This window comes from Posidoniimonas corsicana, from assembly GCF_007859765.1.
Taxonomy (GTDB): Bacteria; Planctomycetota; Planctomycetia; order Pirellulales; family Lacipirellulaceae; genus Posidoniimonas; species Posidoniimonas corsicana.
Genome location: NZ_SIHJ01000001.1, coordinates 2,060,565 through 2,084,439 on the forward strand (window position 1 = coordinate 2,060,565; position 23,875 = coordinate 2,084,439).

Here is a 23,875-nt window from a genome sequence, read left to right on the forward strand (position 1 = left end):
TTAAAGTTCGGCCTTTAGGCCGCTAGGCACGCTGAAGCGTGGACTAGAGCGGCGCCGCGACAGCGTTCCGCACCCAGTCAGTACGATAAGCAGGAACAGACTTCCCGGCTCCGGGACCGGTGACGCCAGGAAGATCCGCTGCTCGCTACCGATTCTCCCCCTCCCGAGTATCTGCCCCCGGTTGTTAATCGCGATCGCACTGTCCAGGCCATCCCAATCGTGGTCTGCAACCAGTAGGTCCTGTAGCAATACCAACCCGATGGTCGTGTTGTAGTAGAAGGCCTGCGATCTGAAGTAGCTGTCGGATCTGCCGAACGGGTAGTCGACGCCAACAACCTCGCCGTGGTCGTTAATGTCGGTTGCGGTTGCCTCCAAGGTGAGCGCACCGAGTCGAGCCATCCCCGATGTCTCGTTCCAGTAGAAGGCGAGAGACGCCCCGCTGGCGTCTTCGGAAAAGCCTACCGCTTCGCTGTGGTTGTTGATGGCCCAGACGCCGCCGCGACGGCCGCCCAGCGACCCCAGACTCTTCGTAACGCCATCCCGATAGATGAAGGGTTCGTAGGTGAAGTCAGTCGAGTTATCTGACGTAGAAGTCATGCCCACCAGTTCGCCGGCGGCGTTTAGGTCGGCGGCGCGTGTCTGGGATCCGCCCAGTGACGGCACGGATGCATACCCGTTCGACTCGGAGTACAGGTAGGCTTCGCTGCAGTTGCACTGGCAGTCGCAAGATTGTCGCGGTGGTTCCGTGAGCGCGATAGAGCCGGCATCGTTGATCGCTACCGCGTTAGTTGGCGGGCGCCCGTCGGGGAGGTTGGGCAGCGGCGTAAAAACGCCATCGGTCCATACCCCGGTTTTGGCCCCGACGCCAGAGAACCCCGTGGACCGCGATTGCCCTACCGCCTGACCAGAGTTGTTGAGGTCAAGCACGGCGTCAGAGTTTCCGCCGAGGCCCATCAGTGGCGAGCTGCCAGTCTGCTTCGAGTAGAGCCACGCCCTGCCGGGGGTGGTGAAATCGCCGAGCGGGGGGATGGACTCGTCAAATCCGTCTGGCAGCGAGAAGAACGCAACGGCGCCGTGGTCGTTCAAGGCGGTTGCCGTCTCGCCGAACGCGCCAGCGCTCACCTCGGTGATCGCGTAGCGTGGCGAATGCGCGGGTGCGACACCGGCTGCTACTGCCCATGCGGCCGCAATTAGGCAGAGCGAGAGCTTCCGCGGCGCATGGAGACTTGGCCTACGTGTCACCGAGTCCTCCTTGACTCATCGAGCGATTTATTCGTTCTCCTGCGGGGCGTGGCTCGACCGCTACTCGACAGTCACGCTCTTGGCCAGGTTCCTCGGCTTGTCGACATCGCAGCCGCGGAGCACGGCGATGTGGTACGCCAGCAGCTGCAGCGGCACGGCCGCCACGATGGGCTGCAGGAACTCGCTCACCGACGGGACGCAGATCACGTCGTCGGCCAGCTCGGCGGCGCGGCCGCCCGGGTCGTCGACCACGGCGATCAGCGGGCCGCCGCGGGCCTTGATCTCCTCCATGTTCGAGATGACTTTGTGGTACACCCCGCCCTGCGGCACGATGAACACGCTGGGCGTGTTCTCGTCCACCAACGCGATGGGGCCGTGCTTCATCTCGGCGGCCGGGTAGCCCTCGGCGTGGATGTAGCTGATCTCTTTGAGCTTCAGCGCGCCCTCCAGCGCCGTGGGGAAGTTGTACTGCCGGCCGAGGTACAGGAAGTTGTTGCAGCCGGAGTACTTCGCCGCGATGCGGCGGGCCTCGTTGTTGCAGTCGAGCGCCTTCTCGACCTGATCGGGCAGCGCCTTGAGCTCCTCGATAATCCGCAGGCCGGCCTCGAAGCTGAGGTGGTTGAGCCGGCCGATGTACAGCGCGAGCAGCGCGAGCACCGTGCACTGCGACGTGTACGCCTTGGTCGACGCGACGCCGATCTCCGGCCCGGCGTGCAGGTAGACGCCGCCGTCCGCCTCGCGGGCGATGGTGCTGCCGACCACATTGCAGATGGCCAGCGTGGGGTGGCCCTTCCGCTTGATCTCACGCAGCGCGGCCAGGGTGTCGATGGTCTCGCCGGACTGGGTGATGGCGAACAGCAGGCTGTTGGTCGACAGCGGCGGGTTGCGGTACCGCAGCTCGCTGGCGTACTCCACCTCCACCGGGATGCGGGCGAAGGCCTCCAGCATGTACTCGCCCAATAGCGCGCTGTGCCAGCTGGTGCCGCACGCGGTGAGCACCAGGCGGTCCACCCGCTGCAGCTGCCGCGGGGTCAGGTTCAGTCCGCCGAACTTGGCGGTCGCCTCGTCCTCGTCCAGGCGGCCGCGCATCGCGTTGCGGATGGTCTCGGGCTGCTCGAAGATCTCCTTGAGCATGTAGTGGGGGAACCCGTTGAGCGACACCTGGCTCTCGTCGATCTCAAGCCGGCTCACCTTGTGGGTGATGGGGCCCTGCTCGCGGTCGTGCAGGCGGATGGAGTCGGCCGTGACGACCGCGATCTCGTGGTCCGATAGGTAGGTGATCTTGTCGGTGTGGCCCACCAGCGGCGAGCCGTCGCTGGCGATAAAGTTCTCGCCCGACCCCACGCCGATCACCAGCGGGCTGCCGAGCCGCGCGGCGAGGATCACGTCCGGGTGGTCGCGGAACACGACGCCCAGGCCGTAGGTGCCGCGGAGCTGCGACACGGTCGCGCGGACCGCCTCGACGAGCGGCGCGTAGGGGTCCTGGGTCGGCTCGTCGCCCAGCGACTCCTGCACGGCCTTGTACTCGGCGGCGAGCAGGTGCGCGACGACCTCGCTGTCGGTCTCGGTGATGAACTTGTAGCCCATCCCCTCGAGCTGTTCGCGTAGCGCGCGGAAGTTCTCGATCACGCCGTTGTGCACCAACGCCACCTCGCCGGCGCCGCCCAGGTGCGGGTGCGAGTTGACGTCGTTCGCGGCGCCGTGCGTGGCCCACCGCGTGTGCCCCAGCCCCAGGCCCCCGTGGTGGCTGGCGTCCCGCAGGCGGGCGGCCAGCTTGTCGATGCGGCCGGCGGCCTTGGTGACCGCCAGCTCGCCGGAGTCCTCCAGCGTCACGACGCCAGAGCTGTCGTAGCCGCGGTACTCCAGCCGACGCAGGCCCTCCATCAGGTAGTCCGCCGCCTGCTTGGGCCCGATGTAACCGACAATGCCGCACATACGCTTGCTCTCAATCGCCGAGTGGAAATGGGGTCAGCAAGGCCATTCTACGCCTATTCTGCGGATAGCCCAACGTTGGTTCGAGGGTCGCCGGGACGGGAACGGCAACCGTCTGCAACCGCTTGCGTGCGATAAACAGCCGGCTGGCGCAGGAGGTTGCAACGTGGGTTGGCGGATTTCCACGCGGGCTACACCGCAGAGCAATCTCCTGCGTCAGGTTTTGGAACCCGCCACAGCGCCAGCAGGCCCGCCAGCGTGAGCATGACGACCAGCGGGTAGAAGTGCAGCAGGCTGCGGGCGAGACCCAGCTCGCCCAGTGGCACGGGGGCGTCGAGCTCTGAGTACAGGCAAGCCAACGCCAGCACCGCGACCGCGACCGAAGCGGCGGTCCACCGCCGGCCGCCGAGCTCCTCCCACAGCAGCCACACCGGCAGGATCAGCAGCGTCAGGTAGTGCGACCAGCAGACCGGGCTGGCCGCGATCATCGCCACGCACAGCAGGCCTATCGCCCGCCGCGGCGGCAGCCGCAGGCGCCACACCAGCAGGTAGGCCAGCGCCAACGTTCCCGCGGCGGCCACCCGGCTGAGGGCCGCTACCTCAAACATCACCGCGCCGGGCAGGGGGCGGCCGACCACTGCGCCGGTGACGATCATTGCGGCCGACTGGATGGAGTAGTTGGACGTGCTGCCGTGCACGCTGTTCTGCACGGTGGCCAACCCGTTGGTCGCGAACGACCGCCACTCTCCTGGCCCCGTGACTACCAGGATCGACAGCCCCACGGCGGCGGCCACCAGCGTGCGTCGGGCAACCTCCCTCCCCCCACCGGCGCCGGACAGCACAAACCACGGCAGCAGCGCAGCGGGGTAGATCTTCAGCCCGGCCGCCACGGCGACCGCGGCGACCGCCTGCAACGGGCGGCCCTGCCGTTTGTCGAAGTATGCAGCGGCGATCAGCATCGCCACGAGCAGCTGCACCTGCGAGTAGTGCAGGTTGCTCCACACGGCAGTGGAATTGAGCACCAGCCCGATCGCGACCCACCTCCACGCGTGGAACCCGCCGCGCGCCGCGCGACGCACGAGCGCGCCGAGCAGGCCTGCCAGGCAGGTGAGCTGCAGCAGCGCCCATACGGCGTAGGCGGGGACCGGCGGCAGCCACGCCACGCCCGCCAGCAGCAGCGTCAGCGGGGGTGGGTTGGTGCCGGTCACGATCCGCGGGTCGAACTCAAATCCGAACCGCTCGCAAAACGGCTCGAGCGAAGCGGTGTAAGGGTCTTCGCCCGCCAGCAGCACCCGGGCGGAGAGGTAGTAGTGGGCAAAGTCGTTCCGCGACCACGCGCCCGGCAGCGTGCCCACCAGCCGCACCGCCGCGATGCAGAGCAGCGCAGTGGCGAGCAGCGCAGGCGCCGACAGGGCCGACGCCGGCGCGGCGCTTCGGGCGGTAGAGGTGGCGGTGGGCATTCGGCGCGGCAGACGCGTGGCGGAGCGGTAAGTCCTTTCCGAAGCCTACTTTGCAACCGTCGGGCGAGCCGTGGACGCGGTCCGGCGATCTCGCCCGGCCAGGCCCGCCAGCCGTCGCGACACGCAGAACCGCGCCCGCCGACGCGCCCAACGGGCAATAATCAGGCCTGGCGGCGGCGAAGCGGGCCGGGCACGGCGTGGCGGGCGACGGGGCTTTTTTTCTGGCGGCCCCGTTTTGTTCTTAAGATGCGGCCCCCGCCACGCGTCTAAGGGGGCAGAACCTTGGAAAGGGCGGCATGCGACCGGGCGAGCGACAACCCATCGATCGTCGGGTCATCGACCAGCTGGTGCTGGAGCACCTGCCGCCCGCGCTGGCCTTCGCCACCCGGCTTACGGGCAACGCGGCCGCGGCCGAGGAGGTTGTGCAGGAGGCGCTCGTGCGGGTGCTCCGCCGTTGGCGAACCTACCGCGGCGAGTCCCCGTTCCGCACGTGGTTCTTCCGGATTGTCGTCAATGCGCACCGCGACCAGCACCGCCGTGGCCGGCCTGAGCAGGCGCTGGCGTTCGACGCGCCGGGTGCCGAGCCCGAGCCGGCGGAAGCCGCCCAGTCGTCGGAGCTGGCCGAACACGTGCGGGCTGAGATCGACCGGCTGCCGCCGCGACAGCGTGAGGTCGCGGTGACCTGCCTGGCGGAGGGGGCATCGCCCTCGGAGGCCGCGGAGATCCTGGGGATCACCGAGAGCAACGTAAACACCACGCTGCACGCCGTCCGCAAGCGGCTGGCGGCTGCCGTGGGGATCGACCCGGTAACCAGACATGCGTGACCCCTCTCAACAACCCGGCGACGACCCGCTGCGACACGCGGTCCGCGAGGCGTTGGAAACGCGCGGCGACGAGCTGAGCGTCGCGCGGCTCGAGCGGTTCTGGCAGGAAGCCGGCCGCCGCGAGGCGACGCGAACCCGGCGTCGGGGCGTGCTGGCAGCGGCGGCGCTGGTGCTCGCTGCGGTGGGGACCTCCGCGTGGTGGTGGCCTGCCGACAGCCCTGGCCCGGTCGATGTGGTCCAGGAGCAAGAGGTTCCGGAAGCGCCTTCGGTCGATCCACCGACGGAACCTGCGTCGCGGGCGCCGACGGCGTACGAGGTAGCCGCGTTCTACTCGCAGTCGCCGCGCAGGCCAGGCGCGGCGGCGGTCGCTGTTGACCTGAACTCGGCGCAACCAGAGGTCGATACGCCGCCCACCATCGATCAGCAGATAGAAACACTGCTAGCCGGCCCGCCCGCCGACGCCGCGCGTCGGTTCGCGCGGCTGCAGCCCAAAGGCGAAGCCTACGCCGCGCTCGCCCGCCGAGCCGACGATCGCCGCGTGGCGGTGCTGCTCGCGGGCCTGGTTGGGGTGCGGTCGGAGCACGGCCGGCCCAAACAGATGCTCGCCGCGACCAGCCCCGCGGTGATCGACGGGTTCTTCGCCGGACTCTCCGCCGAGGAACCCGATGAGCGCCGCACCGCCGCGGTGGTGCTTGGGAGGATCGGCGGCCAGGACGTGACCCACCGTCTGATCGACGCGATCGCCGACAACCCCCGCAACGCGGCGGCGTGGTGGTCGCTGGCCAACACCCAGACCGCCGCCGCCCAAGAGTTCTTCGAGTACGCCGCCCAGCAGCCGCGACTGCTCGGCTTCCTCAACGCCGCGCAGGCCCGGTGGTCTGCTGGCGCCATCTAACGACTGACTGATTCCCGAACCAAGGAGTTTGCCATGACCCGCTTAACGCCCTGTGCTGCCGTGCTCGTCCTGCTGGCCGCTGCCCCGCTTGCCCACGCCGAGGACGCTCGGCTGGTTGTGCGCACTTACCCCGTATCGGACATCGTGTTGAATGTAACCGACTACCCGTATCAATCCGATCGCGGCTCGTCCGGCCGGTTGATGGGTGGTGGTGGTTTCGGCGGAGGCGGCGGTTTTGGCGGCGGCGGAGGGGGGATGGGAGGCGGTGGCGGCGGCGCTTTTAGCATCGAGGACATCGCCTACCCGGCCCACGCGTACGGCCCGCCTGTGCGGACGATCCAGTTTGGCGGCGGCGGAATGGCTTCGCGCCCGTCGAACCCCGGCGCAGCGCTGCACACCGGAATCGATATGGACGGATTGATCGACGCGATCGTGGGGTGCGTCGCCACCGAGACCTGGTCCGAGAACGGTGGTGGCGAGGCCGAGATCCGGCCGCTGGGCGGGATGCTCATCATCTCGCAGACCGCCGACATCCATCAGCAGATCGACGCGCTCCTGAACATGATCCGACAGGACGCCGGCAGACGCCAGACGGTCTCGATCGACGCCCGTTGGCTGATGCTCAACTCCGACGAGCTCGAAGCCCTGACCAGCGCGCCGAACGCCGTGGGCGCCAAGGTCGCCGACGAGGCGCTGCTCAAACAACTCACCCGCCGCGCCGGCAGCCTGCGGGCGATGGCGACCTGCTTCAGCGGTCAGCTCATCCACATGGTCAGCGGGACCCAGCAGAACAGCGTGACCTCGTACATCCCGGTGGTGGGGAGCGTCGACCCGCTTGAGTACGAGGGCCGGCTGGTTTCCAACACGGGGCGCGTCCCGGTTCGGTTCGTCGCGGACGCGACGCCGGTGCGGGAGTCGAAGGTCGGCTACCAGCCGGTGATCTCGACCGTGAACCTCGGCGTGCTGCTCGAGATCCGGCCGACCGTGCTGCCGGACGGCAAGGCGGTGATTGTCGACCTGGCGTCCAACCTGACGGTGGACGGCGACCGCGCGCCGCTGGCCGGTCCGCCCGCCGCGGGCGCCGAGCTGGCGCCGCCGGTCGACCGCGTAGCGACCGAAACGGCCCGCTTCGCGTCGACGTTCCGGATGCCGATCGGCGAGCCGGTGCTGGTGGGCGGCCTGAGCTTCTCGCCCAACGCCAGCCTCAAGGGCGGACCAGACGCCGACGCCGGCGAGACCCGCCAGGCGTACCTGCTGTTGTCGATCGAGTGATGCGGGCCGCGGCTACAGGTCGGCCTGCGAGACCGGCTCGCCGTCGTTGCGTGAGCTGAGGCGGCGGAACACCTCCTGGTCGACCGAGTACGTGACGCGGTGGACGGAGCCGTCGCAGAACGCGGCCTGCATAGCGCTGACGTGCGCGGAGCCAAACTTGTAGTTGCGTGGGAACAGCTGGAACAGGAAGAAGTGGCCCCGCTCGAAGTCCTGCTCGGGCGGCTCCATGCCCCACCGCACCACGTCGTCCTGAAAACCGCCGACGTAACCAAAGTTGTCGTTGGCCTGGCACTCGGTGATGACGAACCGCGAGTTCATCAGCTTCTCGGCGACCAGCAGCGTGTGCGACAAGCCATCGGTGAAGTCCTTGTGCTTGATCGCCTTGCCCCTGGCGATGGCGCCGGACGTGCCCCCGTTGAGCTCGCCCCCCGTCCCGCTCGTGATCCCATCGGCCGGGCCGGCGTTGGCGGCGTAGTCGATCATCGCCCGCGGATCGTCAAACACCTGCCAGGGGCCGCCGGTCAGCGCGATCGGTCGGCGGCGGGTGGGGCAGAAGTAGCCCTCGACCGGGGTGCGCGCGATGTACGCGTCCGATTCGTTCTCCCACAGGGCCTGCTCCTCGATAAAGGGGAGCAGCTGGTACGACCACGACCACGCCTGGGTCTTGTAGCCCGCCGGGCGGCCGTTGCTCATCGTGCGGGGGGGCTGGATGCCCGAGCCGCCGGAGGGGAACGCCTTGAACGTTTCCATGTGCGTGTGCATCCCCAGGCCGATCTGCTTGAGGTGGTTGGTGCACTGGGTGCGACGGGCCGCCTCGCGGGCGGCCTGCACGGCGGGGAGCAACAGCGCGATCAGCACGCCGATAATTGCGATCACAACCAACAGTTCGACGAGCGTGAAAGCCGCGTGCAGGCGGGGGCGGTGCATCGAATCAAGACTCCAGGATTGGAAGCGTGTTCACCGTCGTGAGGCCGACGGCGGCGGGGTTACCTTGGCGAAGTCCTCCTCGCCCAGCTCGTGGATCGCGCCGGACACGGTCAGCACCCAGCGGGCGCCGTCGACGCCGGTCTGCTCGTAGGCCAGCGCGGGGAGCGTCTGGCCGACCGCCGTGGCGTCCAGGTCCTGACGCACGTCGAACCCGTAGAAGATCTTCAGCGGCTGACCATCGCGCGGAGAGGTCAGCGCTTCGGCGCCCTGCCCTTGGCCGAGCTGGCTGAGGAGCTCCTTATCGCTGCGGGGCGGTCGCGAGTTCGACTCGGTGAACGCGACGTAAGCGCGGCGGATCGCCATCAAGCGACTCTGCGTCTCCGGGACGTCGGCGACGACCTCGGCCGGCTGCTCTCCGCAGCCAACCACCGATGCGACAACAAGCACGCACAAACGGGTGTGATAGCAGTGGCCTCGCATGGGCGCTTGTCGTCTCGCGAACGCGTTGACGGTTTCCACAGCAGCGATGATCGCGTGCTGGATGAGCGTTGGGCATTCTAAACAGCATTGCCGCGCGACCGCTTCCTCCATGCGCCTGCTTTTGAGTCACCATGTGAAACGTTCTTGTTGCGCTTCATCGCGATGCGAGTCGAGCATTGCACGGATTCAATCGATGGCCGACTGATCTTGCAAGACGTAGTGAGTTGACCGAAAAGCAGGCCCACTATCGCTAGGTGCAGCACTCGCGATGCGCTTACGCTGACCATCAGAGTTGATCGCTCATCCCTTTCTCTTGTCGTCGCCGCACTCGATCCCTGCCACCACGCGCCGCTGGCGCTCGCCCGCAGCGGACGAGGCTTCCACCGCTTTTCACCTGCGGAGTTCTTCTATGAGAGCGTTACTGTTGAATGCCGTTGCGCTGACAGCGCTGATGATGTCGTGGGCCAGTTCGGCGCACGCGCAAGGGCTTATCGCCTATGAGCCGTTCGAGAACCTAACCAACGGAGACATCGTCGGACAGGGCAGCGGCTTCGGCTGGGGCACGTTCGACGAGCTACTGCCAGACACTTCGTGGGCCCTGCACAACAACGGAACGGCCAATACGGTCTCGATCGAGGACGGCGGGCTCAACTACACCGACCCATTCGGCAACGTGCTGGAAGTTGCTGGCTCGCAGCGGGCGCGCGCGCTCGGCAGCTCAGCGGGCAACGCGCGGGTCTACCGGCCGATCCAAGGAACCGGGCTGAGCAGCTCCGTGTCGGACCTTGTTGGGGGGCCGGGCAACGCGTTCTACATCTCGTTCATCGGGCAGCGGCAGGGGCAGACCGACCAGGAATACTGGCCCGCGGCGCCCGCCGACGCCAACCCGTACCGGCGGAACGCGCACTTGTCCCTCTTCAGCCCGCCGCCAATCTTCACGGGCCCCCCGCCGCTCAACCTGGACGAGCAGGCGATCATTGGCAACACCTTCGCCACCGACGACGAGAACGACTGGAACTTTGTAGGCGAGGACGCGCAGCTGGGAACCGGTGTCGAGTTCGGCGGCGCCACACAGCGCTTCGTTGTGGTGAAGGTGAGCATCGGAGACCCAATGGCCGAGACGCTCGAAGAGCAGGCCGACACGGTTGAGATGTGGGTCAACCCAAACCTATCCTCAGAAGAAGGCGCCAATAGCCTCAACGCTGCAAAGGTGATGGGCCTGTACGCTGACGATGACTCGGGGGTCAACATGCTGCTGGGTGCGCTCGGCATGTCCGCCGGCAACGACAGCGGCAACCGCGCGCCGGGCGACATGCTGTTCGACGAGATGCGCGTCGGGTCGAGTTGGGAGTCGGTCACCCCGCACACGCCGGGCTCAGGCGGCATCGCCGGCGACTTCAACGTCGACGGCGCGGTCGACGCCGCCGACTACACCGTGTGGCGCGATAACCTCGGCCTGGGTGACGGCGCCCTCAATGGCAACGGCGCGGGCGGGGGCACGGTTGGTCAGGCCGACTACGACCTCTGGCGGTCCAACTATGGCGTAGGTTCTGGCACGTCCGCCGCGTCGGCTGCGCCGGAGCCGGGCGCCCTGTTGTTGGCGTTCGCCGCCTGTGTCGGCGCCGTGGGGCGCCGCCGGCGGTAGCCGCGACCACGCTTCAGTGTTGAGCTAGGGCAACCAGCACGCCGCGGGCGATTGAGTCGCACGCGGCGTGCTGTCGTTACCGGGGCGTGTATTCACGACGCGTCCGCCGCGCGCTCCATCCGGAAGTTGACGAGCCGCTGGTCGCCAACCTGCACCGACTGCTGTGCGACGACGCGAAACCCGGCGCGCTCAAAGACCGGCCGCGCCGTCAGCGATGCTTCGACGTAGACGCGGTCGACGCCGGCCGCACGCGCGGCGTCGATCGCCCGCCGGATCAAGCCCGACGCGATCCCCCGCCGCATGAAGTCGGGGTCGACGTACAGGCAGTCGATGTGGCCGTCCGGGTCGAGCTCGCAGAACCCGGCGACGCGGCCCTCCACCTCAGCGACGAACGGCCGCTTCCGCCGGCAACGCTCCCGCCAGTGCTCGACATTGGGCCGCCGGCCGCTCCAGGCAAGGCACTGCTCCGGCGTGTAGTCGCCAACGGCGACCTCGTGGATCGCGCGGCAGAAGATGCTCGCGATGGCGGTTTCGTCGCCGGCGGCGTAGCGGCGGATTGAGAAGTTGGACGGAGCGGGCATCTTACTCCACGAGCTCCCAGCCTTGTTCGCGGGGGTTGAACCCGGCAGGGAAACGGGTTTGACCATCGTACGTGGGCGGATCGTCAAAGTAGCACGAGGCAAGCGATTGAGAGTCGAGCGCCGAGAGATCAGCGCCCTGGCACTGCGCCGCGGTTAGGTTGACTTGCTGAAACGCGGATGTCGCGCTCACGTTGATCCGCGCGCCCGTGAGGTTCGCCCGGCTGAACGAAGCCCCCTGGAACGAAGCGCTGCCGCCCGTGAGCGTCGCGTTGGTCAGATCGGCATTCTCGAACGAGGCCTCCTGAAACGAGCCCCCGCCGCCGGCGAGGGTCGCCCCCGCGAGATTCGACTCGTCGAAGTGCGCGAGCTGAAATGCTGAGCCGCCTCCGGTCAGCTGGGCGCCGCTCAGGTCGAACCCGCAGATGAACGCCGCCTGGAAGATGTTGCCACTTGAAGTGATCTGCATCCCGCGCAACGACCTTGTGTCAATAGATAGGGGGTGGCTCTGCTCCCGCAGGTCCCGGTAGGCGTCGAGCTGGACCTCCAACCGGTCAACCTTGTTCTGCAATTCTCCCCGCAGGTGGGCGTTCTCTCGCATGAGCTTCGCAGCGTTGGATTTCTCGCGAAGCAGGCTGGCGCGCCAGCCGAGCAGCAGCGCGACCAAGAGCAGCCCAGTGAGGGTAGAGCGAAGCGAGAATCGCCAACGCTTCTTCGGTTCCGACGAGGGTGCGGTCATTCCATGGGGAGAGTAGAAGGACGAGTGCTTCTGGTGAACCGAGTATAGTGTACGGCATGATGGACAATCCCTTCGAGTCGCCAAGAGCGCCGAGCGAACCGGTCCACGACACAGGGGCAGCTCGCGCACCGAACGCCCGCGGCGTATTGTCAGCCGTTTCATTCGCAGCGGCGTTTGTGGTCAGCGCTAGCATTTGGTTGTTTGCTGTTCAGCTCACCGGGCATCACGAACCCTGGGACGGGATTTGGCCCATCTACCACCTGTGGCTGTTCGGCGGAACGCTGCTTGCGGTGCTGGTGCAGCCGCGGCGACCGTGGTGGGCGCTGCTGGGGACCTACGTGGGGCAAGTGGTGTCGCTGTTGCTCCAGGGGCCCGACTACCCGACATGGGTGGCATTGCTCGTGATCCTGCTTCTCAGCACCTGGCAGGCCGTGCTGGGCGCGTCGGCGGGCTACCTGATTGGGTGGGTTGTCCCGTGGCGGCGATTCTGCTGAAGGCGCGGCCATCCGGAAAAAAGCTCCACTTTTCGCGCCTTTGCGCCTATCATTTCCGCGTCTGCTGCTGCGCCGGTTTCTGGGGGGCCCGGCGGGCGTAGGCCGCTGGCCGATTCTTGCCCCCTCCCCACCTCGATTGGGGGCGCGGGCCGCGCTCCCCCCCGCTGTTTTGCCTACCCGCCAGAGTTCCCGTCGCCGCTTCGAAGAGTTTCGCCAGGCCTACCGAGAGGGCCGCGTGGGCGAGCTCGCCTCGCGCGATCAATCGGTCAAGAAACGCCGCAAACCCAAGGACAAAGCCCAACGCCGCAAGTACCTCGGCATGTACCTGCGGTGGCTCAGCCCGTACCGCAACACCGTGGTTGCGCTGGGATCGCTGGCGTTGGTGATCGCGGTGCTGGACATGGCCCAGCCGCTGTTCATGCGGCACATCATCGACGAGGTCCTGCTCAACGAGTCGATGACCACCGGCCAGCGGCTGAGCCATCTGCACGTGGTGGGCGCCGTTTTCCTGGGGGTGATTGTCCTGTCCCGGTTCCTGGAGGCTACCCGCAACTTCCAGCAGCGGCTGCTGAACGTGAAGGTGCTGCTGTCGCTGCGCCGGGCGCTGTTCAATCGGATGCTGGGCCTGCCCCTCGCCGAGCTGAACGACATGAAAACCGGCGGCATCATCAGCCGCCTCAGCGGCGACATCGACCGCACCACCGGCCTGCTGCAATTGGCTATCATCTCACCGAGCGTGTCGCTGGTGCGGCTGCTGGTGGCGCTGGGCATTCTGCTGTCGATCAACTGGAAGCTGGCGCTGGCGGCGATGGTGGTGCTGCCCCCCGCGCTGCTGCTGAGCCTGACCATCGCCCAGCGGGTGCGGCCCATCTACCGCTCGATGCGCGAGGAGAACGCCGCGATCGACGCCCGCGTCAGCGAGACCTTCGGCGGCATCCGCGTGGTGCGTTCGTTCCAGCGGGAGGTCAACGAGGAGGCGACCTACCTCGGAGGGCGCAACACCATCGCCCGCAAGCAGCTGTTCGCGCACTGGCGCGAGATCCTGTTGTGGAGCAGCTGGGGATTCCTGCTGGCGTCGGTCAACGTGGTGATCATCTGGATGGGCGGCGCGATGCAGATCTTCGGCAAGGCCACGGTGGGCGACATCATGGCCTTCCAGTGGTACACGCTGATGCTGCTGGAGCCGGTGTGGGCGATCGTCAACTCCTTCTCCGAGCTGCAGCGTTCGCTGGCCGGCATGGAGCGGGTGTTCGAGGTAATCGAGTCGCCGATCGACAAGCCCGACCGGCCCGACGCGGTCGCCGCGCCGACGGAGGTCCAAGAGCTGCGGTTCGACCACGTCGGGTTCGAGTACACCGCCGGCGAGCCGGTGATCAGCGACTTCGACCTGACCGTGCCGGGCGGAAGCGTGGTGGCGCTGGTCGGCCGCAGCGGCGCCGGCAAAACCACCGTCACCGACCTCGTGGCCCGGTTCTACGACCCCACTTCCGGCGCCATCACCCTCAACGGGCGCGACCTCCGCGACCTGAAGCTGGCCAGCTACCGTAACCTGCTGGGCGTGGTGCAGCAGGAGGTGTTCCTCTTCGACGGGACCATCCGCAGCAACATCGCCTACGGGCGCCCTAAAGCGACCGAGGAGGAGGTCGTCGAGGCCGCCCGCCGGGCCAACGCGCACCAGTTCATCAGCGAGATGCCCGCCGGCTACGACACCGTGATCGGCGAGCGCGGCGTGAGGCTGTCGGGCGGGCAGGCCCAGCGGCTGTCGATCGCCCGGGCGCTGCTGGCCGACCCGAAGATCCTGATCCTGGACGAGGCGACCAGCAACCTCGACACCGAGAGCGAGCAACTCATCCAGCAGTCGCTGGACGACCTGATGCACGGCCGCACCACGTTTGTCATCGCCCACCGCCTGTCGACGGTCGCCAGCGCGGATGTGATCCTGGTGATGGAGCAGGGCCGGATCATTGAACGCGGGACCCACGACGATCTGCTCGCCGCCCGCGGCGCCTACTTTGACATGGTCACCCGCCAGCGCGACGCGATGCACAGCGACCTTCTGTCAACGCTGTGACGCGTTGCCCAGCGTCGCCAGCACCTGCTCGTACCGATCGCGGATGCCGTGCTTGTCGAACTCCTCGGGCAGGGTCTCGGCGCCGCGGACCACCATCTCGGCGTGGGCGCGCACGGCGTCGCGGTCCGCGGGCGTGGCGACGCGGTCCGCGATCGTAGCAAGGGCCTCGAGCACGCGGATCGTCACCGCCACGCTGTCGCGCCCGTACTGCCGGATCTGGTTGAAGGCCGCCTCGAGCATGTTGTCCAGCGCGATCGGGCGGGCGATCACCCGGAGCACGCCGTCGTCGTCGTGCCGCTCGGCGGGCGGGATCCGCCGCTGGGCGAACCGCGCCAGCGACGCGCCCAGCCGGTCCACGCAGTTCACGGCGGTAAACGGGTCGTTCACGCCGGGTGAGAGCGCCCGCACGGCGACCTCCACAAGCTCGTCCACAGCGCACTCAACGTCCTGCCGCGGGGTGCGCCGCTCCCCGACGATAAACAGCTCGTTGAACCGACGCTGCAGGTCCTCCCGCGTGTCGTCGGTCGGCTGGCGGCGCCACACCTCGGCGACCGGCGCGTCGCGGGCGACAAAACTGCCGGGGCGCGAGCGCAGGCGGACCACCAGGTCGTCGCGCCGGGCCCACTCCATCAGGCTGTCGGCGGCGAGCGCCTGCATGTAGCCTTCCTTGCTGGAGCGGAGCACCAGGCCCTGGCTGTCGGGGGGCTGCGCGGGCTCGCGCCGCGGTTGCTTGTCGTCGGCCTCGCCGAGCCGCTCGGGGAACATCCGGTCGATGGCGTCGTCCAGGTCGGCCGCGACGGAGGCCACCACATTGGGCGCCTGGATCAGGACCGCAACGTGGTGGATGTACACGATCAGCATCATCATGCTGAGCACCGTGAACACCACGCCGGCCAGCACGGACAGGTGCGGCGCGACCAGCCCGTCCTCGCGGCTCTCCACGACTCTGAGCAGCAGCAGGCAGTAGAACCCGGTAGAGAGGAACACGCCGAGCGTGACCTGGGTGGTGAGGTCGTGCATGAACCGCCGCAGCAGCCGGGGCCCAAACTGCTGCGAAGTGAGCGACAGCGTCACGATGGTGATGGAGAACACGGTGCCGGTCACCGTGATCATGGCGCCCCCCATCGCCGAGAGGGTCGCCCGAGCGGTCTCGGTGGTGGTGCGGATCCAGTCGGGCAGGCGGTCCTCGTCGGGCCCGATCGCCCTGTCGACCAGCGGCAGCACGATGGCCAGCGTCAGCGCGCACAGCGCAATCGCGCCGGGGACGAACCAGTAGCTATTGCGGGCCTTATCCCAGAGGTTCAGGAGGTAGGCGTTCATCGACTGGTCTGACGGGTGGCGGTGAGTAGCGGGCGACTCTCCAGTCTAGGCCCAACCCCAGGCGATAACGAGTAGCGGCGCGCCGGACGCTACTACAGCAGGTCCTTGATCCGCAGGATCTGCATGCCAAACCCGTCGTACACCACCCCGGCCTGGCAGACGCCGTAGAAGGCGGCGGTCAACTGTGAGACGGACACCGCCGCGACAGAGATCTGGCTCAGCGCCGCCCCGGCCAGTGCGAATTGGCTGATGGCGAACGGACCCAGCCCGAACTGCGAGATGTTCAGGAAGCCGTAGCTGAACTGGCCGATCGCGATCCAGCCCTTGGCGACCACCGGTCGCATGTTCTGCCGATACTTGAAGGCCACGTGCACCAGCGGCAGGCCAGCAATTGTGGTCTTGCTCTTCCATTCGTAACCCCAGCCGTCCCACTCCGCTTGGAACGGGTAGAACGCGCCGCAGTGCGGGCATGAGAGCGCGGCCGTGCTGACTTCGTGCTGGCAGTCGCGGCAGGCTGTGGTGGGCATTGCTGGCCAGCACGTGCTGATGGTTAGCGGGCGGCACTCTCAACCGGTGCGTGTGAATATACCTGGCTGACCCGCGGGTCCGCAGCCCTACCCCCGCGGCGGCAGGTCGGTTGGCCCCTCGGGGTCGGCCGCCGCCGTGGCGACGCCGTTCCCCTCGGCCTTGGCTTTGGCGTCGGTCTTGGAGTCCTCGGCCCCGGCCAGCTTGGCCAGGCTCTCGGGGATCTCCACGCCGCCGATGTCCTTCAGCACGCTCATCATCGGGGGCAGCGTGCCGGCCATGCCGTTGAGGAAGTCGGCCGTGCTGGTGCGGCCGTTCTTGCCGCCGTTCTCCCACACCACGACTTTGTCAAACTTGATGTTGCTGATCGCCTTGGCCGAGCTCTCGGCCAGGTTGTCCAGGTGCTCCAGCATCATCAGCTGGAACGCCTCGCGGGCGCCACCGCACGCTGCGACAATCTGCTTCAGGCCCTCGCCCTTCTTGGCCAGAATCTCGTACTCGCCGCGGGCCTGGGCCTCGAGGCGGGCGAAGATGGCGGCCGCCTCGCCCTGCGCTTCTAGGCGACGCTTCTCGGCCTCGGCCTCGGCCTCGACCACGATCCGCGCCTTCTCGGCCTTGGCGGGCGCCTCGAGCTCGGCCCGCTTCTCGGCCTCGACGCGCTCGGCCTCGGCCAGCGCGGCCTTGGCCATGGCGCGGTTCTGGATCTCGATGACGGCGGCCTCGGCCTCGCGTTTGCGGGCCTCGCCTCGTTCGTAGGCCTCGGCCCGCTCGACCAGCAGCGTGGCCTGCGACTTGGCGACCTTCGCCTCGGCGATGTTCTCGCCGTCGACCGCTGACGCGTTGGCCTCGGCCACGGCGACACGCTTCTCGCGTTCGGCGTCCTTGACCTGCATCTCGCGTTGGAAGTCGGCTGCGCGTTCGCCGACGGTCTGCTCCTTCTGCAGTTCCGCCAGTCGCACGGCCTGCTCCCGCTCAGCCTCGCGGGTGCCGATCTCACGCAGCTTGGTGGCGTTGGCCACCGAGACGACCTTCTCCCGCTCGGCGTCGGCGACGCGGATCTCGCCCCGCTTCTCCTCGTCGGCCACGTCGGCGCGGGCGGACTGGATCGCCTCGGCGGCCGCCTTGCGGCCGATAGCGTCGATGTAGCCCGACTCGTCGGTGATGTCGGTGATGTTGACGTTGATCAGCACGAGGCCGATCTTCTTCAGTTCCGGCTCGACCGAGTTCTGGATGTGCGAGAGGAAAGCGTCGCGGTCGCGGTTGATGTCCTCGATGCCCATCGAGGCGACCACCTGCCGCAGCTGGCCGAAGATGATCTCCTCGGCCTGTTTCCGGATGTCGTTGGTCGAAAGCTCCAGCAGGCGGATCGCGGCGTTGGTCATCACGTCGGGCGTGGTGCCCACGGCCACGGTAAACACGCTGGGCACGTTCACGCGGATGTTCTCGATCGACAACGCGCCCCGCAGCGGGATCTCGATCTGGATCGGGTCCAGGCTCAGGTAGCGGTAGTCCTGGATCAGCGGGATGACGAACGCCGCGCCGCCGTGCACGGTCTTGGCCGCCTGGCCCTTGCCGGTCTTACCGAAGATGACCAGCACCTGGTTGCTGGAGCAGCGTTTGTAGAACTTGGCGACGAAGATCAGCAGGCTGAGGAACAGGATCGCCGCCGCGACCACCATCGCCACCGCGAAGATGTGGGACGGGATGCCAAGGATATCGGCTAGTAGGATCGTGCTGGCGTTCATGAGCGTTTGCCTGTTGAGTTGGTGTGCGTTGCGGCGGACGACCCGCTGGTCAGACGCCGGCTTGGGTGGGGAAATGCAGGCGGGCGACTCGCACCCGATCGCCGTCGAGAACCTCGGTCACCACGATGTCTTCGCCGGTCGCCAGTCCTTCGGCCTCGTCGGTGATCGCTTCGTACTCCATGGTCCGGCCCTGGATCGTCAGCATCACCTTCCCCTGGCCGCCGGACGCGGCGGGCACGGGCACGTAGACCTGACCGGTCAGGCCGTGGGCGTTGCGGATGTCGACGTTGCCGCTGGTGCGCAGCTTGTAGAGTTGCTTCATCAGCCAGTAGATGACGTACATCGCGGCAAAGCCAAAGCCGCTCGCGACCAGGATGGTCGGTCCCGCCGACATGCCGGTGGACCGGGCCCACAGGCCGCTCAGCCCGAAGAATGTCAGCGCCGCCACGATCCCCTTGAGCGACAGCATCTGGAACAGCCAGACGGTGTCCGGGTGGTCGAAGTCGGCGTCCGCCGCGTCGCCCACGCTGGTGCGGTGGTCGCCGTCGACGCCCGCATCGGCCTCGACGTCCACGTCGGCGTCGAGGTCCGCGTCAAAGTCGTCGCTGAAACCGAGCAGCATCAACGCGAACTGGATCACCAGGACGGTGCCGCCAAACGCCGCGCAGATAATGAACAGCAGGTCCAACATGACGCACGCTCCGCCGGGTTCGTGCCCGGCCGATCCTGAGGGATGGTAGGAGAATCGCCCCGAGGCGATCGTCAGCAGCTATTCGCCGGGCCGCACGCCATCTTGCGAAGATTCCGCCGCCGACCGTGGGGGTGCATCTCGGTGAATCCTACTCTTTATCCACGCGCTGTCAAAAAACCGCACGCGGCGCCGTGGACCGCCGACCGCGACGGCCGGTTTACGGCCCAAACGGCGGCGGGCTGCCGCCGTTGACGATCGGCCGGGCGGCTCCGACAATGACGCCTATGACGAATCCCCTGAGCCCGACCCGTGTGGCCGCCGTGCTGGCGCTGACCCTTCTCGCGGCGACCGCGGACGCTGAAATCCCCAAGGTGGTCCTCTCCGCGCAGCACCAGGCGATGTGCCAGGTCGACGTCGGGGACGCGCTGCCCGCGCTGACGCTGACGGGCGACCAGGGGCAGGTTGAGCTCAAGAGCCTGCTCGGCAAGAAGGCGACCGTGGTCGCGGTGGTCGGCTACCAGCACTGGATGAACCCCGCCCTGCTGCAAGACCTGCCGGGCGACGTGCTCAAGCCCTACGGAGAGAAGGGCGTGGAAGTCGTTGTGGTGAAGACGGGCAACAGCCCCGCGAAGCTCCCCAAGGGCTCGCCGCTGGCAATAGTGGGCGACCCGACCGGCGAGCAGTTCGCCAAGCTCGGCAGCGGCCGCCAGCCGCGCGTCTACGTGCTGGACGCGGCCGGCAAGATCCTGTGGTTCGACATCGAGTACAGCCGCTCGACGCGTCGCGACCTCAAGCAGACGCTGGCGAGCGTCGCGGGCGAGTAGCCCGCCAGGCGGAGGGAGTCCGGCCTTCAGGCCTCACGTTGAAGTCAACGCTTAAGCCTACTCCCGCTCGCCCAGCTTAAGCTTCTCCTGCGTCTGCGCCATGACTTCGATCGCCAGGTCGGCAATGATGGCGCGGCCCTTGGTCAGCCACGCCGCGGCGAACGCCCAGGCGGCCAGCGACTCGAGCCAGAACAGCGCGTTGTAGCGATCGGCCACCGCCCGCCAGTCGCCCCGCAGCAGGAATAGGTAGTAGGCCATCGCCAGCATGCACAGCAGGATCACGACCCCGCTGGTGCGGTAGACGAGGTCGCGGGTCCGCTCGTGCGGCTCTCGTTCGTCGTTGGCGTCGTTGGTGGTCGGGAAGTGGAACAGCGAGTAGAAGGCCAGCGTCGTGAAGAACACCCCGCCGCACAGGCTGTGGACGTAGCCGGTCAGCGACTCCTGGTAGAGGGGGTCGCTGTTGGGGTCCAGCGGGAAGAACGCCACGCCCAGCGCCGAAGCGCAGCCCAGGTTGGCGGTCCAGTCCTCGACCCAGTCGTGCCCCTTGTAGCAGTACAGGAACACGCCGATCGCGCACAGCACGCCGACAAACAGGTTCCGCAGCGGCGTGTGGTAGTAGCTGCTGAGGTTGTCCTGCAGCTCGACGCCGAAGAAGAGCCACCCACCCAGCCCCAGGGCGACGGGCAGCGCCAGCCCGCTGACGCCGATCGCACGGCGGACCGCGACGTACGAGATGACCAGCGGGTGCGTCCTGGCTGGGAAGGGGTCGGCTGCCATTCGCTGCAACGTGCGCAGGGGTCGGTTCGGTGCGGGGGAAAGCACAGAGCCGCGCCCGTCAGGAAGCGGTGCTGATCGCTTCCTGTCAGTCGCGGCTCTGAGTTCTAGTTCTCGGCCGTGGGACGCCTGCGGCGCGTCTAGCTCGGCATCGACTCGATCACCTTGTCGACCAGGCGGTACTCCTTGGCCTCGTCGGCGGACATGAACTTGTCGCGGTCGGTGTCGCGCTGCAGCTCCTCCAGCGTGCGGCCGGTGTGCTGGGCCAGGATGCCGTTGAGCTTGTCCTTGGTCCGCTTGTACTCCTCGGCGTGGATCATAATGTCCTCGGCCGTGCCCTGCATGCCGGCCAGCGGCTGGTGGATCATGATGCGGCTGTTGGGCAGCGCGTGCCGCTTGCCGGCCGTGCCGGCGGCCAGCAGCACCGCGCCCATGCTTGCGCACTGGCCCAGGCAGTAGGTCGCGACGTCGCACGTGACGAACTGCATGGTGTCGTACATCGCCATGCCGGCCGTGACGCTGCCGCCGGGCGAGTTGATGTACAGGTGGATGTCGGCCTTGGGGTCGTCGGACTGCAGGAACAGCATCTGGGCCACGACGTTGTTCGCCACGTCGTCGTTGATGGCGGAGCCCAGCATCACAATCCGGTCGACCAGCAGCCGGCTGTAGATGTCCATCGCCCGCTCTTCGCGGCCGTTCTTGTCGATGACGTAGGGGATCAGGGGCATTGTGTCGTCCGTGGTTTCTAAGCTGGCTTGGCTGGCGTCGGCCGCCGGCAGCTCAAAAGGGGGATTCCGAAGGGGGAAACCGTTTTGGAGAGGCGGGAGGCGTTCGGCGTCTCGCTTCCGCCTTTCCCCTTTGTGTTAGTCGTCTTCGCCCTCTTCCGCTCCGGGCGGCTTGGACATGATCTCGTCGACCACGCCGAAGTCCTTGGCCTCCTGGGCGCTGAGGTAGAAGTCGCGGTCGCGGGCCTTCACCAGCTCGTCGACGGTGCGGCCGCAGTGGTCGGCGAGGATCTGGTCGAGGGCGTCGCGGGTCTTGATGATCTCATTGGCCTGGATCTCGATGTCCGAGATCTGGCCGCCCACGCCGCCGTGCGGCTGGTGGATCATGACCTTGCTGTGCTTCAGGGCGTACCGCTTGCCCTTCTCGCCGCCGGCCAGCAGCACGCTGCCGCCCGACGCCGCCAGGCCGACACAGTAGGTCGCGACCGGGCAGGTCACGACCTGCATGGTGTCGTAGATGGCCATCGTGGCGGTGACGCTGCCGCCGGGCGAGTTGATGTAGAAGTGGATGTCCTTGCGGCGGTTCTCGCTCTGCAGGTACAGCAGCTTCATCACCAATTCGTTGGCGTTGCCGTCCCAGATCTCGCCCTGCAGGAAGATCACGCGGTTCTCCAGCAGCAGGTCGCCGAGGGTCATCTGGCGCTGACGCTGATAGTCCCGCGCCGCGCGGGCGGGCGAGTACTGCGCGTCGATCTGCGACGCGCCTGTTAACAAACCGAGGGGGTCGGTCATGCTGACTCCTCCTGTGAGCGGCCGCCCCGGCTGGGCGGCGTCCTGATGTAACGTGGCCGCGCGGCCACGCCGCGCGGTTGGCAAGCGGGCGCCGGGCGGCGCCGGCTACTGGTCGGCGTCGGCCTTGGCTTCCTCTTCCGCCTTCTCGACCGCCTCGGGGATGTCGCCGCCGCCGCCGGCGATGGCCAGCGGCACGGCCTCGGTGTCGTCCTTGGTCGGCTCGTACGGCTCGTCGGTGAACTTGGCCTCGGCCTGGACGGCCTCCATCACCTTGCGTTCAACGATCTGGTTCCGCAGCACGTCCATCAGGCCGCGCTTCTCGAGCTGGGCCCGGACCCGGCGGGGCGACTCGCCGGACTGCATCGACATCAGGAAGATCTCCTTCTCGAAGTCGCCGTCCTCGACGTCGATGCTCTCTTCCTCGGCGATCCGCTCCAGGATGAAGTGCTCCTTGAGGGCCGTCGCGGTCGACTCGGCGCTGTTCTGACGCAGCGAGTTCTCGCGGGCGCGGATCTCCGACTCGCTGAAGCCGCTGCGGCGCAGCTCCATGATGGCCCGCTCCAGCTCGCGGGCGCTCTGCCGCTTGAGCAGCCCCGGGGGCAGCTCCCAGTTGGCCGACTCGGTGAGCAGCTCGGTGATCTGGCCGCGGGCCTTCTGCTGCTGGGCGTACTCGAGCTGCCGCTCGAGGTTCTGCTTGACGGCGTCGCGGAGGGCCTCCTCCGACTCGAAGCGGCCGAGCTCCTGCAGGAAGTCCTCGGTCAGCTCGGGGAGCTTCAGCTTCTTGACCTCCAACACCTCGAACTCGACCTCGACGTCCTTGCCGCGGAGCTCCTCGTTGGCGGCCCCGGCGCCGACGGTCACCTTGGTCGACTTCTTGTCGCCGGCCTTGGCGCCCTTCATCAGCTTGGCGAAGCCCTCCAGCTTGGCGTCGCTGAAGCTGAGCGTGTCGCGGAGGCGGAGCACCAGCTCCTCGTCCTCGGCGACCACCTTGCCGTCGGCCTTGCTGGTGATGTTGGCGGTGATGTAGTCGCCGTCGTCGGCGGCGCCGTCGTGCGGCGCGAGCTGGCCGTAGCGGGCCAGCATCTGCTGCAGATTCTTGTCGATGTCCTCGTCGGTGAAGTCGTGCTTGGGCCGCTTGATCTTCAGGCCCTTCCACTTCGGCATGTCGAAGTCGGGGCGGACCTCGATGTCGAACTCGAAGGTCAGCGGGCCGTCTTCGGGCAGCTCGACCGCGTCGAGGTTGAGGTCGGGCTCGCTGATCGCGGCGAACGAGCCCTCCTCGCTGATCTGGGTCAGGCTGTCCATCAGGAGCGAGCCCTTCACCTGGTCAACCACCTCGGACTTGAACCGCTGCTCGACCAGCTTGCGGGGCGCGCGGCCGGCGCGGAAGCCGGGCACGGCGGCCGTCGGCATCAGCGTGCTGTAGGCGTCGTCCAGGTAGCGGTCGATGTCCGCCCGCGAGACGGTCACCGACACGTGCCGCTCGCACGCGCTGGGCTTCTCGATGTCGACCTTCAGGTCGAGCGGCTGGTCCTCGCCGTCTTCCGCGGCGGGGCCGTCCTGCACGGCCACGTCGGTGGTTTCTTCGTCGTCGCGGGTCTCGTCGGTCTCTGCCATCTCAGCTTTCCTCGGTGTGCCTGGGGCGGTCACGGGCCCGCCCTGTGGGCGCTGGTGTGGTGCGACAGGGCTAGGCGGCGCCAGGCGGCTGCCACAACGTAGCGCCCGCCGAGCGGCGGGCCGTGCGTTCCCAGCGAAGTCAACTCAGCAAAGTGAACTCAGTCAAGCAAACTCGCTGCGGTTGGCCCAGCGGCTTGTCCGCCGGGTTTTCCTGCCGTGAGAATAAAATATGACCTGAAAAATAAATAGCCCGCGTCCTCTCAGCTGAGTCCGCGGGCCGGCCGGTCTTAGACCGCCCCGGTG

General features: G+C 67.6%; 22 protein-coding genes. 7 read left to right on the forward strand and 15 right to left on the reverse strand.

Annotated elements, in window-relative coordinates; all coding sequences use genetic code 11:
• The 3 genes from KOR34_RS07830 to KOR34_RS07840 form a co-directional block, all read right to left on the reverse strand.
• Positions 1-1,122 (reverse strand): PEP-CTERM sorting domain-containing protein, encoded by a 1,122-nt coding sequence (locus KOR34_RS07830; protein ID WP_146563729.1) that lies wholly within the window; start codon positions 1,120-1,122, stop codon positions 1-3.
• 180 nt (positions 1,123-1,302) lie between these two features.
• Positions 1,303-3,177: a glutamine--fructose-6-phosphate transaminase (isomerizing) gene (glmS, locus tag KOR34_RS07835; RefSeq protein WP_146563731.1), complete on the reverse strand. Its 1,875-nt coding sequence runs from the start codon at positions 3,175-3,177 to the stop codon at positions 1,303-1,305.
• A gap of 188 nt (positions 3,178-3,365) precedes the next feature.
• Entirely contained in the window at positions 3,366-4,634 is a 1,269-nt protein-coding gene (locus KOR34_RS07840) for a glycosyltransferase family 87 protein (protein WP_146563733.1), read from the reverse strand.
• A gap of 296 nt (positions 4,635-4,930) precedes the next feature.
• On the opposite strand from KOR34_RS07840, the gene KOR34_RS07845 reads away from it, so the two are divergent.
• Genes KOR34_RS07845 through KOR34_RS07855 form a run of 3 tightly spaced genes read left to right on the forward strand, consistent with a single transcriptional unit; the run spans position 4,931 to position 7,625 of the window.
• Positions 4,931-5,458 (forward strand): RNA polymerase sigma factor, encoded by a 528-nt coding sequence (locus KOR34_RS07845; protein ID WP_146563735.1) that lies wholly within the window; start codon positions 4,931-4,933, stop codon positions 5,456-5,458.
• Entirely contained in the window at positions 5,451-6,353 is a 903-nt protein-coding gene (locus KOR34_RS07850; RefSeq protein ID WP_146563737.1) for a hypothetical protein, read from the forward strand. The genes KOR34_RS07845 and KOR34_RS07850 overlap by 8 nt, the downstream gene beginning before the upstream one ends.
• Before the next feature lie 33 nt (positions 6,354-6,386).
• Complete coding sequence (locus tag KOR34_RS07855; protein ID WP_146563739.1) at positions 6,387-7,625, forward strand: hypothetical protein; 1,239 nt, start codon at positions 6,387-6,389, stop codon at positions 7,623-7,625.
• Between the two features lie 12 nt (positions 7,626-7,637).
• On the opposite strand, the gene KOR34_RS07860 is transcribed toward KOR34_RS07855, so the two are convergent.
• Complete coding sequence (locus KOR34_RS07860) at positions 7,638-8,552, reverse strand: DUF1559 domain-containing protein (RefSeq protein ID WP_146563741.1); 915 nt, start codon at positions 8,550-8,552, stop codon at positions 7,638-7,640.
• A gap of 30 nt (positions 8,553-8,582) precedes the next feature.
• Positions 8,583-8,999, reverse strand: a complete 417-nt coding sequence (locus KOR34_RS07865; RefSeq protein ID WP_146563743.1) for a hypothetical protein — start codon at positions 8,997-8,999, stop codon at positions 8,583-8,585.
• A gap of 442 nt (positions 9,000-9,441) precedes the next feature.
• On the opposite strand from KOR34_RS07865, the gene KOR34_RS07870 reads away from it, so the two are divergent.
• Positions 9,442-10,677 carry a hypothetical protein gene (locus tag KOR34_RS07870; protein WP_146563745.1) on the forward strand — a complete coding sequence of 412 codons (1,236 nt, stop codon included), beginning with the start codon at positions 9,442-9,444 and terminating at the stop codon, positions 10,675-10,677.
• Between the two features lie 92 nt (positions 10,678-10,769).
• Here the strand turns inward: KOR34_RS07870 and KOR34_RS07875 are convergent, their stop codons facing one another.
• Both KOR34_RS07875 and KOR34_RS26565 read right to left on the reverse strand, forming a co-directional pair.
• Complete coding sequence (locus KOR34_RS07875; RefSeq protein ID WP_146563747.1) at positions 10,770-11,258, reverse strand: GNAT family N-acetyltransferase; 489 nt, start codon at positions 11,256-11,258, stop codon at positions 10,770-10,772.
• A gap of 1 nt (position 11,259) precedes the next feature.
• Positions 11,260-11,994, reverse strand: a complete 735-nt coding sequence (locus KOR34_RS26565; RefSeq protein WP_197531246.1) for a pentapeptide repeat-containing protein — start codon at positions 11,992-11,994, stop codon at positions 11,260-11,262.
• A gap of 146 nt (positions 11,995-12,140) precedes the next feature.
• On the opposite strand from KOR34_RS26565, the gene KOR34_RS07885 reads away from it, so the two are divergent.
• Together KOR34_RS07885 and KOR34_RS07890 are read left to right on the forward strand one after the other, a co-directional pair.
• The gene (locus KOR34_RS07885) at positions 12,141-12,488 is read left to right on the forward strand and encodes a hypothetical protein (RefSeq protein WP_146563749.1); all 348 of its coding nucleotides are present in this window, start codon (positions 12,141-12,143) and stop codon (positions 12,486-12,488) included.
• Positions 12,489-12,723: 235 nt separating this feature from the next.
• The gene (locus KOR34_RS07890) at positions 12,724-14,559 is read left to right on the forward strand and encodes an ABC transporter ATP-binding protein (protein ID WP_146563751.1); all 1,836 of its coding nucleotides are present in this window, start codon (positions 12,724-12,726) and stop codon (positions 14,557-14,559) included.
• Here the strand turns inward: KOR34_RS07890 and KOR34_RS07895 are convergent.
• From KOR34_RS07895 to KOR34_RS07910, 4 genes are all read right to left on the reverse strand, one after another.
• Positions 14,548-15,879 (reverse strand): DUF2254 domain-containing protein, encoded by a 1,332-nt coding sequence (locus KOR34_RS07895; protein ID WP_146563753.1) that lies wholly within the window; start codon positions 15,877-15,879, stop codon positions 14,548-14,550. The two genes, KOR34_RS07890 and KOR34_RS07895, sit on opposite strands and share 12 nt — an antisense overlap.
• Before the next feature lie 92 nt (positions 15,880-15,971).
• The gene (locus KOR34_RS07900) at positions 15,972-16,406 is read right to left on the reverse strand and encodes a zinc ribbon domain-containing protein (protein ID WP_146563755.1); all 435 of its coding nucleotides are present in this window, start codon (positions 16,404-16,406) and stop codon (positions 15,972-15,974) included.
• 87 nt (positions 16,407-16,493) lie between these two features.
• Entirely contained in the window at positions 16,494-18,149 is a 1,656-nt protein-coding gene (locus KOR34_RS07905) for a flotillin family protein (protein ID WP_146563757.1), read from the reverse strand.
• A gap of 49 nt (positions 18,150-18,198) precedes the next feature.
• Positions 18,199-18,840: a hypothetical protein gene (locus tag KOR34_RS07910; RefSeq protein WP_146563759.1), complete on the reverse strand. Its 642-nt coding sequence runs from the start codon at positions 18,838-18,840 to the stop codon at positions 18,199-18,201.
• A gap of 284 nt (positions 18,841-19,124) precedes the next feature.
• On the opposite strand from KOR34_RS07910, the gene KOR34_RS07915 reads away from it, so the two are divergent.
• Positions 19,125-19,664, forward strand: coding sequence for a hypothetical protein (locus tag KOR34_RS07915; RefSeq protein WP_146563761.1), 540 nt, complete (start codon positions 19,125-19,127; stop codon positions 19,662-19,664).
• A 57-nt stretch (positions 19,665-19,721) separates the two neighbouring features.
• On the opposite strand, the gene KOR34_RS07920 is transcribed toward KOR34_RS07915, so the two are convergent.
• The 4 genes from KOR34_RS07920 to tig form a co-directional block, all read right to left on the reverse strand.
• Complete coding sequence (locus tag KOR34_RS07920; RefSeq protein WP_146563763.1) at positions 19,722-20,441, reverse strand: DUF998 domain-containing protein; 720 nt, start codon at positions 20,439-20,441, stop codon at positions 19,722-19,724.
• A gap of 137 nt (positions 20,442-20,578) precedes the next feature.
• Positions 20,579-21,166, reverse strand: coding sequence for an ATP-dependent Clp protease proteolytic subunit (locus tag KOR34_RS07925; RefSeq protein WP_146563765.1), 588 nt, complete (start codon positions 21,164-21,166; stop codon positions 20,579-20,581).
• 135 nt (positions 21,167-21,301) lie between these two features.
• Positions 21,302-21,955 (reverse strand): ClpP family protease, encoded by a 654-nt coding sequence (locus KOR34_RS07930; protein WP_146563767.1) that lies wholly within the window; start codon positions 21,953-21,955, stop codon positions 21,302-21,304.
• Between the two features lie 105 nt (positions 21,956-22,060).
• Positions 22,061-23,572: a trigger factor gene (tig, locus tag KOR34_RS07935; protein WP_146563769.1), complete on the reverse strand. Its 1,512-nt coding sequence runs from the start codon at positions 23,570-23,572 to the stop codon at positions 22,061-22,063.
• Positions 23,573-23,875 lie beyond the last annotated feature (303 nt).

Bases quoted from the DNA above. Each gene is read 5' to 3' on its own strand.
- KOR34_RS07840 (WP_146563733.1), bottom strand. From the start codon at position 4,634: ATGCCCACCGCCACCTCTACCGCCCGAAGCGCCGCGCCGGCGTCGGCC.
- KOR34_RS07855 (WP_146563739.1), top strand. From the start codon at position 6,387: ATGACCCGCTTAACGCCCTGTGCTGCCGTGCTCGTCCTGCTGGCCGCT.
- KOR34_RS07895 (WP_146563753.1), bottom strand. From the start codon at position 15,879: ATGAACGCCTACCTCCTGAACCTCTGGGATAAGGCCCGCAATAGCTAC.
- KOR34_RS07870 (WP_146563745.1), top strand. From the start codon at position 9,442: ATGAGAGCGTTACTGTTGAATGCCGTTGCGCTGACAGCGCTGATGATG.
- glmS (WP_146563731.1), bottom strand. From the start codon at position 3,177: ATGTGCGGCATTGTCGGTTACATCGGGCCCAAGCAGGCGGCGGACTAC.
- KOR34_RS07925 (WP_146563765.1), bottom strand. From the start codon at position 21,166: ATGCCCCTGATCCCCTACGTCATCGACAAGAACGGCCGCGAAGAGCGG.
- KOR34_RS07920 (WP_146563763.1), bottom strand. From the start codon at position 20,441: ATGGCAGCCGACCCCTTCCCAGCCAGGACGCACCCGCTGGTCATCTCG.
- KOR34_RS07845 (WP_146563735.1), top strand. From the start codon at position 4,931: ATGCGACCGGGCGAGCGACAACCCATCGATCGTCGGGTCATCGACCAG.
- KOR34_RS07930 (WP_146563767.1), bottom strand. From the start codon at position 21,955: ATGACCGACCCCCTCGGTTTGTTAACAGGCGCGTCGCAGATCGACGCG.
- KOR34_RS26565 (WP_197531246.1), bottom strand. From the start codon at position 11,994: ATGACCGCACCCTCGTCGGAACCGAAGAAGCGTTGGCGATTCTCGCTT.
- KOR34_RS07875 (WP_146563747.1), bottom strand. From the start codon at position 11,258: ATGCCCGCTCCGTCCAACTTCTCAATCCGCCGCTACGCCGCCGGCGAC.
- KOR34_RS07905 (WP_146563757.1), bottom strand. From the start codon at position 18,149: ATGAACGCCAGCACGATCCTACTAGCCGATATCCTTGGCATCCCGTCC.
- KOR34_RS07860 (WP_146563741.1), bottom strand. From the start codon at position 8,552: ATGCACCGCCCCCGCCTGCACGCGGCTTTCACGCTCGTCGAACTGTTG.
- KOR34_RS07900 (WP_146563755.1), bottom strand. From the start codon at position 16,406: ATGCCCACCACAGCCTGCCGCGACTGCCAGCACGAAGTCAGCACGGCC.
- KOR34_RS07850 (WP_146563737.1), top strand. From the start codon at position 5,451: ATGCGTGACCCCTCTCAACAACCCGGCGACGACCCGCTGCGACACGCG.
- tig (WP_146563769.1), bottom strand. From the start codon at position 23,572: ATGGCAGAGACCGACGAGACCCGCGACGACGAAGAAACCACCGACGTG.
- KOR34_RS07910 (WP_146563759.1), bottom strand. From the start codon at position 18,840: ATGTTGGACCTGCTGTTCATTATCTGCGCGGCGTTTGGCGGCACCGTC.
- KOR34_RS07915 (WP_146563761.1), top strand. From the start codon at position 19,125: ATGACGAATCCCCTGAGCCCGACCCGTGTGGCCGCCGTGCTGGCGCTG.